Annotated in this window: 15 protein-coding genes and 1 other RNA gene; 6 read left to right on the top strand and 10 right to left on the bottom strand. The window is 65.5% G+C overall.

Features of this window, described 5'->3' with window-relative positions; all coding sequences use genetic code 11:
* Positions 1-116: 116 nt before the first annotated feature.
* The gene (locus QHC78_RS01440; protein WP_319742091.1) at positions 117-677 is read left to right on the top strand and encodes a ferritin-like domain-containing protein; all 561 of its coding nucleotides are present in this window, start codon (positions 117-119) and stop codon (positions 675-677) included.
* Between the two features lie 16 nt (positions 678-693).
* Here QHC78_RS01440 and QHC78_RS01435 read toward each other — a convergent pair whose 3' ends face one another.
* The 3 genes from QHC78_RS01435 to QHC78_RS01425 form a co-directional block, all read right to left on the bottom strand.
* Positions 694-1,503 (bottom strand): EAL domain-containing protein, encoded by an 810-nt coding sequence (locus QHC78_RS01435; protein WP_319742090.1) that lies wholly within the window; start codon positions 1,501-1,503, stop codon positions 694-696.
* A gap of 90 nt (positions 1,504-1,593) precedes the next feature.
* Positions 1,594-2,529: a ribosome small subunit-dependent GTPase A gene (gene rsgA / locus QHC78_RS01430; protein ID WP_319742088.1), complete on the bottom strand. Its 936-nt coding sequence runs from the start codon at positions 2,527-2,529 to the stop codon at positions 1,594-1,596.
* Position 2,530: 1 nt separating this feature from the next.
* The gene (locus QHC78_RS01425) at positions 2,531-3,787 is read right to left on the bottom strand and encodes a M48 family metallopeptidase (protein WP_319742087.1); all 1,257 of its coding nucleotides are present in this window, start codon (positions 3,785-3,787) and stop codon (positions 2,531-2,533) included.
* A gap of 165 nt (positions 3,788-3,952) precedes the next feature.
* On the opposite strand from QHC78_RS01425, the gene orn reads away from it, so the two are divergent.
* A complete protein-coding gene (gene orn, locus QHC78_RS01420) occupies positions 3,953-4,498 on the top strand; it encodes an oligoribonuclease (RefSeq protein WP_319742086.1) in 546 nt (181 codons plus the stop codon).
* A gap of 10 nt (positions 4,499-4,508) precedes the next feature.
* On the opposite strand, the gene QHC78_RS01415 is transcribed toward orn, so the two are convergent.
* The 5 genes from QHC78_RS01415 to trxA form a co-directional block, all read right to left on the bottom strand.
* Entirely contained in the window at positions 4,509-5,933 is a 1,425-nt protein-coding gene (locus QHC78_RS01415; protein ID WP_319742085.1) for an MATE family efflux transporter, read from the bottom strand.
* Complete coding sequence (locus QHC78_RS01410) at positions 5,930-7,729, bottom strand: ArnT family glycosyltransferase (RefSeq protein WP_319742084.1); 1,800 nt, start codon at positions 7,727-7,729, stop codon at positions 5,930-5,932. Before QHC78_RS01410 ends, QHC78_RS01415 begins: the two co-directional genes overlap by 4 nt.
* Positions 7,730-7,882: 153 nt before the next feature.
* Positions 7,883-8,143, bottom strand: a complete 261-nt coding sequence (locus tag QHC78_RS01405; protein WP_319742083.1) for a type B 50S ribosomal protein L31 — start codon at positions 8,141-8,143, stop codon at positions 7,883-7,885.
* 218 nt (positions 8,144-8,361) lie between these two features.
* Positions 8,362-9,624, bottom strand: coding sequence for a transcription termination factor Rho (gene rho, locus QHC78_RS01400; protein WP_087782216.1), 1,263 nt, complete (start codon positions 9,622-9,624; stop codon positions 8,362-8,364).
* 190 nt (positions 9,625-9,814) lie between these two features.
* Positions 9,815-10,141 (bottom strand): thioredoxin TrxA, encoded by a 327-nt coding sequence (trxA, locus tag QHC78_RS01395; protein ID WP_319742082.1) that lies wholly within the window; start codon positions 10,139-10,141, stop codon positions 9,815-9,817.
* A 419-nt stretch (positions 10,142-10,560) separates the two neighbouring features.
* Between trxA and ffs the strand changes: the two genes are divergently transcribed.
* From ffs to recR, 4 genes are all read left to right on the top strand, one after another.
* Positions 10,561-10,658: signal recognition particle sRNA small type (gene ffs, locus QHC78_RS01390), an RNA gene on the top strand.
* 208 nt (positions 10,659-10,866) lie between these two features.
* The gene (dnaX, locus tag QHC78_RS01385) at positions 10,867-12,852 is read left to right on the top strand and encodes a DNA polymerase III subunit gamma/tau (RefSeq protein ID WP_319742081.1); all 1,986 of its coding nucleotides are present in this window, start codon (positions 10,867-10,869) and stop codon (positions 12,850-12,852) included.
* Positions 12,849-13,175, top strand: coding sequence for a YbaB/EbfC family nucleoid-associated protein (locus QHC78_RS01380; protein WP_319742080.1), 327 nt, complete (start codon positions 12,849-12,851; stop codon positions 13,173-13,175). The genes dnaX and QHC78_RS01380 overlap by 4 nt, the downstream gene beginning before the upstream one ends.
* A 12-nt stretch (positions 13,176-13,187) precedes the next feature.
* Entirely contained in the window at positions 13,188-13,799 is a 612-nt protein-coding gene (gene recR / locus QHC78_RS01375) for a recombination mediator RecR (RefSeq protein ID WP_319742079.1), read from the top strand.
* 56 nt (positions 13,800-13,855) lie between these two features.
* On the opposite strand, the gene QHC78_RS01370 is transcribed toward recR, so the two are convergent.
* Positions 13,856-14,074, bottom strand: coding sequence for a SlyX family protein (locus QHC78_RS01370; RefSeq protein ID WP_319742078.1), 219 nt, complete (start codon positions 14,072-14,074; stop codon positions 13,856-13,858).
* Between the two features lie 13 nt (positions 14,075-14,087).
* On the bottom strand, positions 14,088-15,044 hold the full coding sequence (gene tal, locus QHC78_RS01365) for a transaldolase (protein ID WP_319742077.1): 957 nt from the start codon (positions 15,042-15,044) through the stop codon (positions 14,088-14,090).
* Between the last annotated feature and the right edge of the window lie 207 nt (positions 15,045-15,251).

Genomic DNA, 15,251 nt, shown 5'->3' with positions numbered 1-15,251 from the left:
CGGGCTGGGACGGTGCTGCTGCTTGCAGCGATCCGAAGATAGAGAGCTGTTGTTACAACGCCTCGCCACCCTGAGGTCTATCCTGATCCAAGGTTTACTCGTTAAAGGAGAGGAACATGGAACAGGCATTGAAGCCGCAGGCCCCGAGTGCCGAGAAGTTCTCGATAGACGTGGAAGCCATACGCGCCAGAGCGCGCGAACATCTGGACGAGGGCGCCGTGACCGAGGACTACGGCGCCGACCGGGCCGCCGTGCTGCAGATGCTGAATGAAGCCCTGGCGACCGAATTGGTCTGTGTGCTGCGGTACAAGCGGCACTATTTCATGGCGCGCGGGATCCACGCCGAGCCGGTGGCGGCTGAGTTCGCCGAACACGCGGCACAAGAACAGCAACACGCCGACCAGATCGCGCAGCGCATCGTGCAATTGGGCGGCGAGCCGGAGTTCTCGCCCAAGGGAATGCTGGATCGCAGCCATTCCGAGTATGTCGAAGGCGATGGCCTGGAGAGCATGATCAAGGAGAACCTGGTCGCCGAGCGCATCGCGATCGACAGCTACCGGGCCATGATCCGCTACCTGGGCGATAAGGATCCCACGACGCGGCGCATGCTGGAGGAAATCCTGGCGGTGGAAGAGGAACACGCGGACGATATGTCCGACCTGCTGCAGCGGGGCTAGGTGGTGCGTGCGGCGCTCAGCCGCCGGCCCGCGGCGGGGACGTCCGGGCGATCGATGCAGACGGGAAGCCGAACAGGTAGCCCTGGGCGTATTGGGCCCCGCATTGCACCAGCCGCGCGAGCGTGCTTTCGTCTTCCACGTGTTTGAACACTACGCGGGTGCCGAGTTCTGAGGCTGCTTCCAGCACGGGCGCCAGTTCTTGTTCGGGATCGTCGACGGTGCGCGGGTCCAGCTTGATGACGTCCGGGGTATGGAGATGCAGCAGCGAACGCGCTTCGCGCGCGTCGTTGGCATGCACCCCCGCCTGGAAGCCGGCCTTCTTGTAGTTGCCGAGCACGATGCCCGATAGCAGGACATCGCGCGCTGCTTCAGCCGGCAACTGCAGGACGATGCGGGAAGGCGAGAGCTCCAGCGCCTCGATCATGCGGCGGAAGGCCTGCCCATGGTCTCGCGTGATGGCCGCCAGCAGCCTGCCGTGCACGCGCAGGTACAGAGGAAGCGTCGCATCGGCCTGCGAGAAGTAATTGAGCGTGTGAACCAGCCTGCACAAGCGGTCGAGCCGTACCAAGGTGGCGTCGTCGGCCGCCCGCGAGAACAGGCCCCATGGGCTGATGACGTCACCGTCTGTCGCGTGCGAACGCGCGTACGCGTCATAGCCGATGGGCGTGCGGGTGTCCAGCCGCATCACCGGCTGGAAGCCGCTGGCCAGCTGGAACTCATAGAACCTGCCCAATACGGTTCCGTCGCTGGCCAGCCGCAGCGAGGCATGGAAGTCCGGCTCGCTGGCCAGCTTCTCGATCAGTTTCCGGATTGCCGCAACAGCCACGAGGGAGCTCCTGTGAGGGGCGCACACCCCGATCACCATAACCTCCGGGAATGGCTTTGCCTATCGAATATTTCTTCGGGCGCGGCGCGGTCAATAGCGCTGGCCGAGCTCCCGTTCTTCGAGCAGGCGGCGGTACAGCGCGTGCCGTTGCGGGTGGATCCGGCCGGCCTCCAAGGCCTGGAGGACCGCGCATCCCGGCTCATGGACGTGGGTGCAGTTATAGAAGCGGCACTTGCCCAGGTATGGTGCGAATTCCGGGAAACCGTTCACGATCTGGGGACCGTCAAGGTGTTGCAGGCCGAAGGCCTGGAAACCCGGCGAGTCGATCAGGTCGGCCCCCGTCGCGATGCCGGCAGGGACATGGTAGAGGCGCGTGCTGGTCGTCGTGTGCTTGCCGGCGCCAAGCGCCTGGGAGTGTTCCTGGGTGGCTGCCGAGGCGCCGGGAACCAGCGCGTTGAGCAGGGTGGATTTGCCCATGCCGCTCTGGCCCAGCAGCAGGCTGGTGCGCTCGGCCAACCGTGGCGCCAGGGCGGCCCGAGTGGCGCCGGCGTCCCGCGCGCTGAGTTCCAGAATGGGTACGTCCAGGGCCGCCACCGGCTCCAGCCTCGCACGCGCGGCGGGAAGCCCGGCGGGCCGGTCGATCTTGTTCAGCAGCACAAGGGGGGCTATGCCGGCATTGATTGCGCCGACCAGCGCCCGGCCGACCAGCTCGTCGGAAAAGTCCGGTTCGGTGGCGACCACGATGAGCAACTGGTCGACGTTGGCGGCAAACTGCTTGGTACGCATCTCGTCCGAGCGGTAGAGCAGGTTGCGGCGGGGAAGCACCGAGTCGATCGCGCCTTCGGACGGACCCTCGGGCGCGATCATGACCCAGTCCCCCACCGCGGCGGTGCCCTTCTTGCCCCGTGGGTAGCATTGCCGGGTCGAACCGTCTTCGCATTCGACGGTGAAGTGGCGTCCGAAGGCGGCCACTACGCGGCCTCGCACGCCGGCTTGGGGGCCGTGCCGGCCAGGGCGTGTACGCATCTCAGGCCGCATGGACCTTCGGTCGCAGCCGCCCTATTCGTATGCTGGCGGGCGGGTGCGAATCATAGAAGGCCGAATGCAGCGGGTCTGGCGTCAACGTGGCCGCATTGTCGTCGTAGAGCTTGACCAGGGCCGAGACGAGGTTGGCCGGATTGGTCTGTTCGCTGGCGAATCGGTCGGCTTCGAATTCATGCTTGCGCGAGTACCAGCTGGCAAGCGGGATGAAGGCAAAGGTGAAGACCGGGGCGACGAGGAAAAACAGGACGAGGGCCAGCGCGTCGTTGCGGCCGCCAAGCATGGGCACGGTGCCCAGCCCGGTATAAAACCAGACTTGCTGGGACAGCCATCCCAACAGGGCGAAGAAGATCAGCGAAATGCCAAAGCCGAAGGCCAGCCGCTTGGCGATGTGCCGGTGCTTGAAGTGGCCGAGCTCGTGCGCCAGCACGGCTTCGATTTCTTCGGGTGCGAGCCGCGCTAGCAAGGTATCGAAAAACACGATGCGCTTGCTTTTGCCCAGCCCGGTGAAGTAGGCGTTGCCGTGGGCGGAGCGCTTGGACCCGTCCATGACGAACAGGCCGTCCAGCGCGAAGCCGGTACGGCGCGCCAGCGCATGGATCCTGTCGGCCAGGGCCTGGTCCGCCAGCGGCGTGAACTTGTTGAAGAGCGGAGCGATGACGGTCGGGAAGAGCAGCATGACCGACAAGTTGAACACGACCCACAAGGCCCAGCCCCACACCCACCAGAATGGGCCGGCGCTGGCCATCAGCCACAGCAGCGCCGACAGCAGCGGCAGGCCGAACAGCAGCGCCAGCGCGAGGCCTTTCGCGGTATCCGCGGCGAACAGCCGCCAAGTCATGCGGTTGAATCCGAAGCGCGCCTCGAGCACGAACTGGCGCCATATCGTGAAGGGCAGATCCAGTACCGCCAGCAAGGCGGCCACCATGCCGACCAGCAGCAATTGGCGGGTGAAGTCGGACCCCGCCAGCCCCGCGGCGAGTTCGTTCAGCGCCTGCAGGCCGCCCAGCAAGGTCAGCCCGACCAGGACCGCCGTGTCGAAAATCAGCGCGACCATATCCAGCCGGATGCGGGCGACGGTGTAGTCCGCGGCGCGCCGATGGCTGGCCTCGCCTATGCGGTCCGTAAACTCCGGCGGTACTTGTTCCCGGTGGCGCGCGATGTGGCGCGTCTGGCGGGTCGCCAGCCATAGCCGGGTGGCGACGCCCGCCAGCAGCAGGAAGACGAACAACAGGGTAAACACGATGACGACGGCCCGATGTCAGTGGACGTACGCACAAGTCCCGATGCGCCCCCGCGGTGCATTCGGGCGGCAGATGCGCCAGCCTGTGAGAAAATTGCCATTTATGCCCGCGCGGCCGCACGGCGCTGCGCGCGCGATTATGCATAGCTCCGGAGCATCGATTATATGGCGTTGAACGAAAATCACCTGGTTTGGCTCGACATGGAAATGACAGGCCTGGACCCGGAAAAGGAACGCATCATCGAAGTTGCGGTGGTGGTGACCGACGCCCAGCTCGAGGTGGTGGCCGAGGGGCCGGTGCTGGTGCTCAAGCAGCCGGACGCGCTGCTCGACGGGATGGACGCCTGGAACAAGGCTACCCATGGCAGGAGCGGCCTGATCGACAAGGTGAAGGCGTCGACGCTGACCGAAGCGCAAGCCGAGGACATCCTCCTCGAGTTCCTCGGGCAATATGTGCCCGCCGGCAAATCACCGCTGTGCGGCAACACCATCAGCCAGGACCGGCGCTTCATGTATCGCTACATGCCCCGCCTGGAGGCTTTTTTCCATTACCGCAACCTCGACGTCAGCACCCTGAAGGAGTTGTGCCGCCGGTGGAAGCCCGACATCTACAAAGGCTTCGAGAAAAAGAGCAAGCACGAGGCGCTGGCGGATATCTACGAATCCATCGACGAGCTCAAGTACTACCGCGAGCATTTCCTGCGGGTGTAGCCCCGCGCCGCTAGGCCGGTACCGCCAGCTTGCCTGCAGGCCGGCGGCCGGCCACCCGCCAGTAGCAGTATTGCAGCATGAGCGCGGATATCGCCATGCTGACCGAAGCCATCAGCCACATCGTCCCGGCGCCTACCGGCGCCCCGGGCATCAAGCCCGCCACGACTCCCGCCAGCGCCCCTGCGCCTGGGCCGAAGGACAGCCACCACCCGCCTAGCAGTCCGATGCCCCACAAGGTCCCCGCCTGGATCAGCATGGGGATGACCGCCACCTTGTAGGCGCGCAGCAGGTAGCTGGACATGCATTGCAAGGCGTCGAACAGGTGGAAGAACGCCAGCATGCCGAGCAGCCCCACGGCAACCGCCCCTACACCGGGATCGCTGGTGTAGGCCCGCACGATGGGCTGGCGGGCCAGGATGACGACGGCGATGGTCAGCAGCGCGCCCGCCATGCAAACCCCCAGCCCCGCCGCGCCCGTACGCCGGGCCCGCAGCGTGTCACCGGCGCCTATGGCCTGTGCGGTCAGCGCGCCGGTGGACACCCCCAGCGCCAGCGGCATCATGAAGCAAAGCGCGGCCAGGTTAGCCATGATCTGGTGGCCGCCGGTGGCGAAAATGCCTTCGCGCGCGACTAGCAAGGCCATGAACGTGAACGAGGTGACCTCGATCAGGTAAGAGGCGCCCATGGGCAAGCCCAGCCTTAGCAATTCTCCCAGGGCCTTGGGATCCGGGCGGCCCATGCGCAGGCGGAAGGGTCGATAGAACGGGTCGCGGCGCAGTACCACCGCGCTGATGCCTAAGCTGATCCAGAATACGAGGGCGGTCGACAGCCCGGCGCCGACGGCCCCCAGGGCGGGCAGGCCGAACTTGCCATAGATGAAAAGCCAGTTGAACAGTACCTTGAACCCGATGCCGGCGATGTTGATCGCCATGACCACCTTGGGCCGCGAGACGGCGGTATTGAGGGCATAGACGGTACGGAACAGTAGCGCCGCCGGCAGCGCGAGGATAAGCATGTACAGGTAGCCATGCACCTGGGCTCGTACGGCCGGATCGATGTCGCCCGACATGGCCAGCCACGCGTCCGGGAACATCATGGCCAGGCCGCCCACGAGCGCAAGGCCGAACGAGAGCCACGCCGCCTGTCCCCAGGCGCGCCCGATGTCCGCCAGGCGCCGCCCGCCGAAATGCTGCGCCGCGATGGGTATCAGTGCGTGCAGGACGCCGGTCAGGCCGATGAAGACCGTGACGTAGATGGAAACCGCCAGTGCCATGGCGGCCAGCGCGACAGGAGATGCGTGGCCCGTCATGGCGGTGTCCAATACGCCGAACGCCATGCTGGCCCACTGGCCGACCAGGACCGGCCAGCCCTGTTGCAGGATGCGGCGCAGTGTGGCGCCCCAGCCGGCGGGAAGCTCGGCCGCAGGGCCGCTCACGGTCCGGGGCGCCCGGCCGGACCCGGGCGCAGCAGGATGAAATATTCGCGGGAGTCGGGCGCGCGGCGGAATTCCGCCGCGCGCGTGCCTTCCCACAGCACGCGGCCTCCGGCGTATTCGCCTTTGCGGATGGTATTCCACAGCACGCTGGCATTGCCCTGGAGCAAGACGAGCGGACAGTCGCCGGATAATTCGAAGCGCAGGTTGTCGAAGACGGCAAACGAGGCGCGCTGGGACAGGCCCAAGCCCGCGCTGCGGACGCATTCGTGCTTGCCAGTCCGCGCCCGTTCGTCAGTCAGCGTGCGGGCGATATGGTTCGAGACCTCGCGGTAGCTTTTGTTGTAATTGATCGACGGCAGCCACAATGTCATGATCAACAGCCAGCAGGCAACCACGCCGCCCGCCGACAGCACCGTGCCGCGCCAAAGCCCGGTGGGGCGAGACCGGAACCGCCAGATGATGAGCGCGATCCAGGCGATCGATGCGGCCGTTGCCGCCGTGAACGCGAATATCGAGAAGTCCGCTTCGAAGCCCGGTGTCTGGCGGGCGATGTTGCGCGCGATCTTCGGGGGTACCCCGGTCATGATCGCGATCCAGCCCATCCAGACGACGCAGGCCGCCGCCGAAAACACCATGACGGCGAACCAGTCCAAGGCGTTGACCAGGCCCCGCCGCAAAGTCGGCAGCGCGAGCGCCCCCAGCATCGCGCAGGCGGGGACGAGCGTCAGGTATTCAGCGTCGACCGGTTCGCGGGTGAGGCAGAGCATGACCAGTCCCGCCAGCATCGAGGCCAGCGGCACCTGGATATGCGGCGACCGTAAATGGCCGCGCCAGCGCCACAGCGCCAGCAGGGCGAGCGGGCCGGTCGGCCACAGGAACCAGGGCATGTTGCGCACGGCGCCGGAGAGCCCATTGGGCGTCATCAGGCCGAACACACTGGCATTCCAATTCCACCAGCCGTTCATCCAGTAGGGATTGAGCACCGCCGTGGGCCACCACCAGGCCAGCGCAAGGGCAAGGCCGATGGGCAGGCTGATCCACGCCATCCATCGTACCGCCGGCCGCAGCGCCTGGCAGCGCCAGGCCAATAGGGCGATCGCGAGCAGTTGCGGGACGAGCGCCGGAAACCCCCGTGCAAGGAAGGCGCCGGCCAGCGCCAGGCCCAAGGTGAATGCCCCGGACCGGGGATGGTCCAGCATACGGGCGAGGGAATAGAAGGCCAGGGCATGGAAGGCGAGGCTGGCCGGTTCAGCGGACGTTTCGTGGCTGCGCCACAGAATCCCCAGCGTGGCCAATAGCAGCAATAGGGCCGCATCGGCCAGCATGCGCCCGTAATCGCGGGGCTCCGGCTGGCCACCGAAGGGCAGGGCGAGCGGTTGCGCTTCCGCCCGGCGGCCCAGCAGGTAGGCGCCATACCAGAGACTGGAGCTGGCAATGCCGAACCAGACCAGATTGGGCACTCGTCCCGCCATGATATAGCCGAGTAGGGGCGAAAACAGCCACATGCAAAGCGCCCCCACCCAGGTTGCAAGCGGCCCTTCCTGGGATACGGCCACTCCGGCGGCCTCCGGCGCCAGCCACTGTCGCCATCCGCCATCGTAGGCGCTCCACATCTGGGCCAAACCGATCACGTCCTCGCTTTTCCAGGGCTCGCGCATGACCAGCCCTGTCACGATGTAGAGCAGGCAGAGGCCAAGCAGCCACCAGCGCGGCAGCTTGATCGCCGCGAGCGCGGTCAGGCGCGCCGGAGTGGGCGTCACCGAAGGGTAGAACGAGGACGAAAATCGATCGGACATCGAGCGGCTGGGGCCTAACAGGCGACAAATCGAATTCTAGTGTCCCGTGGGCGCTGGTGCGCTTCCCTGGCGGTGGGGAGCTGGCCGTCGGGTGTGTTACCAGACAAAAAAGGCAGCCGCGAGGGCTGCCTTTTTTGCTGGGGACAGTGCCGCTTAGGCAGACGGCTTGCCGGTCGTGCGGGCGAAACGGGCGCGGAATTTTTCAACGCGGCCGGTTTCGACGATACGGGTTTGCGCACCGGTGTAGAAGGGGTGCGATTCAGACGTTACGTCGCATTTGAAGAGCGGGTAGGTCTTGCCGTCGATTTCGATGGTTTCGCGGCTGTTCAGGGTCGAACGGGTAATGAATTTGTTACCGGTCTGGAGGTCCTGGAACACGACTTCGCGGTATTCGGGGTGGATGCCTTCTTTCATGGTCTTCCTTGGAAAGTGCGGGTCGCCAGCCGAGACGTTTGCTTGCGCCTGGGGCCCCACATCCCGCAGGGGATGGAAAGCCGGTCCGACAACGTGCCCAATTTTGAGAGCTAAGCCCGATATTATCGCGGGATTTTATCGGGTGTGCAACTGTCGTGTGTCGGTGGGGGCGCTGGGGTGGGGTTCTTGAGACGGCTGCCGATGGCGCGCGGGAGGGCTTAGCCGCCCTTTTTCATCATGTCGAAGAACTCGGCGTTGTTCTTGGTCGAGCGCATCTTGTCCAGGATGAATTCCATCGATTGGATTTCGTCCATGTCGAAGATGAATTTGCGCAGGACCCAGACCTTTTGCAGGACGTCGGGTTTGATGAGCAGTTCCTCGCGGCGGGTGCCGGATTTGTTCAGGTTGATGGCCGGGTAGACGCGCTTTTCGGCCAGGCGGCGTTCCAGGTGGACTTCGGAGTTGCCGGTGCCCTTGAATTCTTCGTAGATCACGTCGTCCATGCGGCTGCCCGTTTCGATCAGGGCCGTGCCGATGATGGTGAGCGAGCCGCCTTCTTCGATGTTGCGGGCGGCGCCGAAGAAGCGCTTGGGGCGTTGCAGGGCGTTGGCGTCGACGCCGCCGGTCAGCACCTTGCCGGAGGCCGGGACCACGGTGTTGTAGGCGCGGGCGAGGCGGGTGATGGAGTCGAGCAGGATGACGACGTCATGCTTGAGTTCGACCAGGCGCTTGGCCTTCTCGATCACCATTTCGGCCACTTGCACGTGACGGGTGGCAGGTTCGTCGAAGGTGGAGGCGACCACTTCGCCGCGCACCGAGCGCTGCATCTCGGTCACTTCTTCCGGGCGTTCGTCGATCATGAGCACGATCATGGTGACGTCCGGGTGGTTGGCGGTGATGGCGTGCGCAATGTGCTGCATCATCACCGTCTTGCCCGACTTGGGGCTGGCCACCAGCAGGCCGCGCTGGCCTTTGCCGATCGGCGCGAAGATGTCCATGATGCGGCCGGTGAGGTTTTCCTCGCTCTTGATGTCGCGTTCGAGGCGCAGCGGCTTGTTCGGGTGCAGCGGCGTCAGGTTCTCGAACATGATCCGGTGCTTCATGGTCTCCGGCGCCTGGCCGTTGACCTTGTCCACCTTGACCAGGGCGAAGTAGCGTTCGCCGTCCTTGGGGGTGCGGACCTCGCCCTCGATGGAGTCGCCGGTATGCAGGTTGAAGCGGCGGATCTGCGAAGGCGAAATGTAGATGTCGTCGGTACTGGCCAGGTAGGACGTTTCAGGCGAACGCAGGAAGCCGAAACCGTCGGGCAGCACTTCGAGCACGCCGTCGCCGAAAATCGGTTCACCCTGTTTGGCGCGCCGCTTCATGATGGCAAACATCAGTTCCTGCTTGCGCAGGCGGCTGGCATTCTCGATTTCGAGCGTGGCAGCCATTTCCAGCAGTTGCGATACGTGCAGCGCCTTCAGTTCGTTGAGATGCATCTCGGATAAAGCTCCGGGGGGAGTTCTTGGTGGTGACACGTCCTCGGTAGAGGACTTTGCGCAGGGAGTCTGTTGCTCCTGGGGGCGGAGGGCTGTTCCCGAGGCCGGGGCCCCGCCTGTGCGCAAGAGAGGGCGTGGTAGGTTGATCGGAAAAGACCGGCGCGAGGGCCGGTCCGTGTCGTTTATTGGATTACAGCGAGCTGTCCAGGAAGGCGGTGAGCTGCGACTTGGACAGCGCGCCGACCTTGGTTGCCACCACCTGGCCGTTCTTGAACAGCATCAAGGTGGGAATGCCGCGGATGCCGTACTTGGCCGCCGTGGCGTTGTTCTCATCGACGTTCACTTTGGCGATCGTCAGCTTGCCCTTGTATTGCGCCGCGGCTTCTTCCAGGATGGGCGCGATCATCTTGCAGGGACCGCACCATTCGGCCCAGTAATCGACCAGGACCGGTTCATTGGCTTGAAGTACGTCGGCATCGAAGCTGGAGTCGCTCACGTGCTTGATCGCGTCGCTCATGGTTTTCCTTCTGGAGGTATGCGCAATGTGCACGGGAGAGCCGTGCAGCGCGCGGTAAAGGTATATCGGGGTATATCGCGGTATGTCGCTCGATAGTTATATGGGCGCCGATGCTCGGATTCCAGACCCCTTCCTGGAAATTTTTATGCGCGGGTCCTGACGGGAGTACCCCTTGGCGATGCGTGGAAGCACGATGCGCGGCTGGAGCAGGGCAGGTAGGCGCCGGAACCGGTCGGCGTAGAGCCCGAGATAACCTTATGGTAACCGCAAAAAAGTGGTTTTTCCAAGTGTCACGAAGCGGTCAGTGTGTTTTTTTTCCGGAGCGGGCGGCCGCTCCGTCTTGCGGCGGGCATACGTTGGGTATTTGCCACGGGCAGGGTGCCCAGCGGCGGCCCGCCGTAACTGCTACACTTCTACGTGGCGGGCCCCTTCGCATGGCGGAGCGGTGAACCTGGTCAGGTCGGGAACGAAGCAGCCATAGCTGTCACCCGCCAGTGCCGAAGTCAGGCTCGCCACCCCAATTCCCCCGGCTGTCCCCCCTGCGTTTGCGCCTGCCCTGCACAGCGGGCGCAGCCGCTAAGCGGCCGCGCCACCGATCTTCCCTCCTTGAATCCGGGCGCCACGGACGAGGCTTCGCCGGGCCGCCCGCGCCGCCCTTCCAATGGAATGGCCGAAGGCCGCCAGGGGTGGGCTTTCTGCGAGCGCAGGGGGGTACAATACTTTCCATGACTTACCTGGTGCTGGCCCGCAAATGGCGGCCGCGTTCATTCGATACGCTGGTCGGACAAGAACACGTGGTGCGTGCGCTGACGCACGCCCTCTCGACCCAGCGCCTGCATCATGCCTGGCTCTTTACCGGGACGCGCGGGGTCGGCAAGACCACGTTGTCGCGCATCCTCGCCAAGTCGCTCAATTGCGAGACCGGCATTACCGCCACGCCTTGCGGGCAGTGCCGCGCCTGCACCGAGATCGATGCCGGGCGCTTCGTTGATTACCTGGAGCTGGATGCGGCGTCCAACCGGGGTGTGGACGAAATGACCCAGCTGCTCGAGCAGGCCGTCTACTCGCCCACTTCGGGGCGCTTCAAGGTCTACATGATCGACGAAGTGCACATGCTGACCGGCCATGCGTTCAACGCGATGCTCAAGACGCTCGAGGAGCCCCCGCCTCACGTCAAGTTCATCCTCGCGACCACCGATCCGCAGAAGATCCCGGTCACGGTGCTGAGCCGTTGCCTGCAGTTCAACCTGAAGCAAATGCCGCCTGAATCCATCGTGGGCCATCTTGCGCATGTGCTGACCGAGGAACAGGTACCCTTCGAGACGCCTGCCCTGCGCCTGATCGGCCAGGCCGCACGGGGATCCATGCGGGACGCGTTGTCGTTGACCGACCAGGCCATTGCCTATAGTGCGGGCAATCTGTCGGAAGAGGCGGTGCGCACCATGCTCGGCACCATCGACCAGCGGCACCTGGTCCGGCTGCTGGAGGCGATCCGGGCGGCAGACGGCGCTGCGGTGGTCGCCGTGGCGGACGAGCTGGCGGCGCGCAGCCTGTCGTATACCGGGGCGTTGGCGGACCTGGCGGTCATGCTGTCGCGCATGGGCATGGCCCAGCGTGTGCCACGGACCCTGCCGGACGACGATCCGCTGGCGGGCGACATCCTGCGGCTGGCGCAGCAATTCAGCGCCGACGAGATTCAGCTGTTCTATTCCATTGCGGTGCATAGCCGGGCGGAACTGGCCCTCGCTCCTGACGAATACGCCGGTTTCGTCATGGCATGCCTGCGCATGCTGGCGTTTACCGCCGAGTCGCAGTCGCAGGGCGTGCCGGTCGAGACGCCGTCTCCGGCCCCCCGTTCCGCTGCGCTGAAGGCGCCTGCGGCCGTGGCCGCCAGGGCGGCGCCGGTTCCTCCGCCGTCGCCTGTGCGGGAGCCGTCCGGCGGCCCGGCGCGAGCCTCGGCTGCGGCCCAAGCCCTCGCCGCGGCCCGCAGCATGTCTGCCCCGGCTCAAAAGCGGGCGCGGCATGAAACGGGTCCGAAGACGCCTCCGGAGCCAGAGCCTGCCCCGGCCTCCGCCCCCGTTGCTGCGCCTGTCCCTGCCGGACGGTCCGAGCCGGCGCCGGCCGAGCCACCCGTAGAGGCACGGCCGCCGGCCGGCACGCGGCAGGCCGCCGACGCGCAACCGCGGTCTGATGCCGGGCGCCCGTCCGATACGAAGCCGCAGTTTGAAGGGGTCCCGGAAACTGATACGAGGCCGCCCGCCGAGGTGTCCTCCCGTGAACCCGTCCGGGAGCCCGCGTCCGCCATCGAACTGGCCGAACCTTGGCCCTCGCTGGCCGCGCGGCTGCCCATCAAGGGCCTCGCCGCCCAGTTGGCCCAGCAGAGCGAATGGGTGGGCGTCGAGGGCGGCACCATCGTTCTGCGCGTGGCAACCCGGGGCCTTGCCGAGGGTGCCGGCGTGGAGCGTTTGCGCACCGTGCTGGAAAACCACTTCGGCGTACCCGTGCGGCTACGCTTCGAAATCGGCGAAACCGGCGACGCCACCGCTTTCGCGGTGGCCGAGTCCGAGCGCCAGGCACGCCAGGAAGCGGCCGAACGGGCAATCCTGGCCGATCCCTTCGTGCGGGATCTACTCGACAATTTCGGCGGTCAGATCGTGCCCGACTCGATACGCCCGGTTTCCACCGACTCCAACCAAGGAACCCCATCATGATGAAAGGACAGCTTGCCGGCCTGATGCGCCAGGCGCAGCAGATGCAGGAAAACATGAAGAAGGCGCAGGAAGCGCTGGCCGACATCCTCGTCGAGGGCGCTTCCGGTGGCGGCTTGGTAAAGGTGACCATGTCGTGCCGCAACGACGTCAAGCGCGTGGCGATCGATCCGAGCCTGCTGGCCGACGACAAGGACATGCTGGAAGATCTCGTGGCCGCCGCGTTCAACGATGCCTTGCGCAAGGCCGAAGCGACCAGCCAGGAGAAAATGTCTGCGCTGACCGCCGGGCTGCCGCTGCCGCCGGGCATGAAGCTGCCGTTCTGATCAAGGGTTCGCATGGCGGGCGATAGATTCGTCGGGCCGGCGCCGCTTTCGGTGCTGGTCGATGCCCTCAAGCGCCTGCCTGGGGTGGGCGCCAAGTCGGCGCAGCGGATGGCCTACCATCTGCTGCAGCACGACCCGCACGGCGCCCGGCTGCTGAGCCAGGCGCTGGGCGACGCCGTCGATCGACTGCGCCATTGCGCGCGCTGCAATACTTTCACCGAGTCCGAGATCTGTGAAACCTGCGCCAACCCGCGGCGCGATCCTGGCTTGCTGTGCGTGGTCGAGACGCCGGCCGACCAGAACATGATCGAGGCCAGCCATAGCTACAACGGGTTGTATTTCGTCCTGATGGGACGACTCTCGCCCCTCGAGGGCGTCGGTCCCCATGAGGTCGGGTTCGATCGACTGCTGGAGCGGGCGGCCGACGGTCAGGTCAAGGAAGTCATCCTGGCCACCAATTTCACCACCGAGGGCGAGACCACCGCACACTACCTGGCCGAGCTGCTGCGAGCGCGCGGCCTGGGCGTCACACGCCTGGCGCGCGGCGTGCCTGCGGGCAGCGAACTGGAATACGTCGACGCCGGCACCATCGCCTGGGCGTTGATGGACCGGCGGGCGCCGTAGTCCTGTGGGCCGCCCGACGCACGGGGTGGCGACGCCCCTTGCGGTTCAGGGAAGCTTCAGTAATGCGGGGGAATGTCGTCCCGGGGGTTGCGGGGCCCGGCCGGCGTAGGGGACTCGGCCAGCTGCCGCCGCAACGCGGAAAGCTCCCGGGCCAATAGCTCTATCTGTTGCTGCTGCCGGAAAACGGTCTCGTTCAGCCGCTCCAGCAGGTCTTCGGCGAAGCCCGCCTTGATTTCCAGTTCGGTGAGCCGGCGTTCGATATCGGGCGTTGTCATCGTGTATCCCGGCTCATCCTCGCGCCCGCTCGATCAAGGCATCGAGCTTGATGGCGTCGGCCGCGAATTGCCGGATGCCTTCGGCCAGTTTCTCGGTGCCCATGGCGTCGTCGTTGAGCTGCGTGCGGAATGCGACTTCCGACGTGTCGAGCCGGGAAACCCGGGTTGCCTGCGCCAGCGCCGGTGTCAGGCGCGCGGCCACGTCGCCTTGCGTCTGTTCCAGGGTGGCCAGCAGTTCCGGACTGATCGTGAGCAGATCGCAGCCGGCCAGCGCCACGATCTGTCCGGTGTTGCGGAAGCTGGCGCCCATGATTTCCGTGGCGATGCCGAACTTCTTGAAGTATTCGTAGATGCGGGTGACCGACTGCACGCCCGGGTCGTCGGCGCCGCTGTACTTGGCCTCGTCCCATTGCGCGCCCAGGGATTTCTTGTACCAGTCGTAGATCCGTCCGACGAACGGCGAAATCAGTTGCACGCCGGCATCGGCGCAGGCTGCCGCCTGGACCAGCGAGAACAGCAGCGTCATGTTGCAGCGGATGCCTTCGGATTGCAGCACGCGCGCGGCCTGGATGCCCTCCCAGGTCGAGGCGATCTTGATCAGGACGCGTTCGCGGGGGACGCCGGCGGCTTCATAGCACGAGATGATGGTGCGCGCCCGCTCGATGGTCGCGCGGGTATCGAAGGAAAGGCGGGCATCGACTTCGGTCGAGACCCGGCCGGGCACGATGCCGAGGATCTCGATGCCGAAGGCAACCAGCAGCCGGTCCATCAGTTCTGCCGCGCTGGCGCCGCGGTAATCGCGTACGGTGCGGGCCAGCAACGGTTGGTAGGCTTCTTTCTGCACCGCCTTGAGGATCAGCGAAGGGTTGGTGGTCGCATCGGTGGGGCGGAAGGCCCGCATGGCCTCGAAATCTCCGGTGTCGGCCACCACCACCGTGTGGCGCCGCAAGGCTTCAAGCTGATTGGACACGGTTCCTCCGTAAGACTGGTTCTATGGGCTATAATTGTAAGGTTTGACGTTCACATTTCACGTCTTCCCCTAGCGCGTACCCGATTCCCGCCGCTGAATGGCTACACCCGCGGTCTTGTTGCGACCGTTCCGGAGCCTGCGCCGCCAAATCCGCTTCCGATGCCCGCCAGATTGCGTGGCAGCGCGCGGACGGCGCGTGCGCAACGC

It is taken from the genome of Pigmentiphaga sp., assembly GCF_033795525.1.
In the GTDB taxonomy this organism is placed as follows: Bacteria; Pseudomonadota; Gammaproteobacteria; order Burkholderiales; family Burkholderiaceae_B; genus Pigmentiphaga.
This window is presented reverse-complemented; position numbering and strand designations above follow the sequence as displayed.

What these genes read in the sequence shown, in the direction of transcription:
- QHC78_RS01380 (WP_319742080.1), top strand. Translation starts at nt 12,849, where the DNA reads ATGATGAAAGGACAGCTTGCCGGCCTGATGCGCCAGGCGCAGCAGATG.
- orn (WP_319742086.1), top strand. Translation starts at nt 3,953, where the DNA reads ATGGCGTTGAACGAAAATCACCTGGTTTGGCTCGACATGGAAATGACA.
- trxA (WP_319742082.1), bottom strand. Translation starts at nt 10,141, where the DNA reads ATGAGCGACGCGATCAAGCACGTGAGCGACTCCAGCTTCGATGCCGAC.
- QHC78_RS01370 (WP_319742078.1), bottom strand. Translation starts at nt 14,074, where the DNA reads ATGACAACGCCCGATATCGAACGCCGGCTCACCGAACTGGAAATCAAG.
- recR (WP_319742079.1), top strand. Translation starts at nt 13,188, where the DNA reads ATGGCGGGCGATAGATTCGTCGGGCCGGCGCCGCTTTCGGTGCTGGTC.
- QHC78_RS01440 (WP_319742091.1), top strand. Translation starts at nt 117, where the DNA reads ATGGAACAGGCATTGAAGCCGCAGGCCCCGAGTGCCGAGAAGTTCTCG.
- QHC78_RS01410 (WP_319742084.1), bottom strand. Translation starts at nt 7,729, where the DNA reads ATGTCCGATCGATTTTCGTCCTCGTTCTACCCTTCGGTGACGCCCACT.
- dnaX (WP_319742081.1), top strand. Translation starts at nt 10,867, where the DNA reads ATGACTTACCTGGTGCTGGCCCGCAAATGGCGGCCGCGTTCATTCGAT.
- rsgA (WP_319742088.1), bottom strand. Translation starts at nt 2,529, where the DNA reads ATGCGTACACGCCCTGGCCGGCACGGCCCCCAAGCCGGCGTGCGAGGC.
- rho (WP_087782216.1), bottom strand. Translation starts at nt 9,624, where the DNA reads ATGCATCTCAACGAACTGAAGGCGCTGCACGTATCGCAACTGCTGGAA.
- QHC78_RS01405 (WP_319742083.1), bottom strand. Translation starts at nt 8,143, where the DNA reads ATGAAAGAAGGCATCCACCCCGAATACCGCGAAGTCGTGTTCCAGGAC.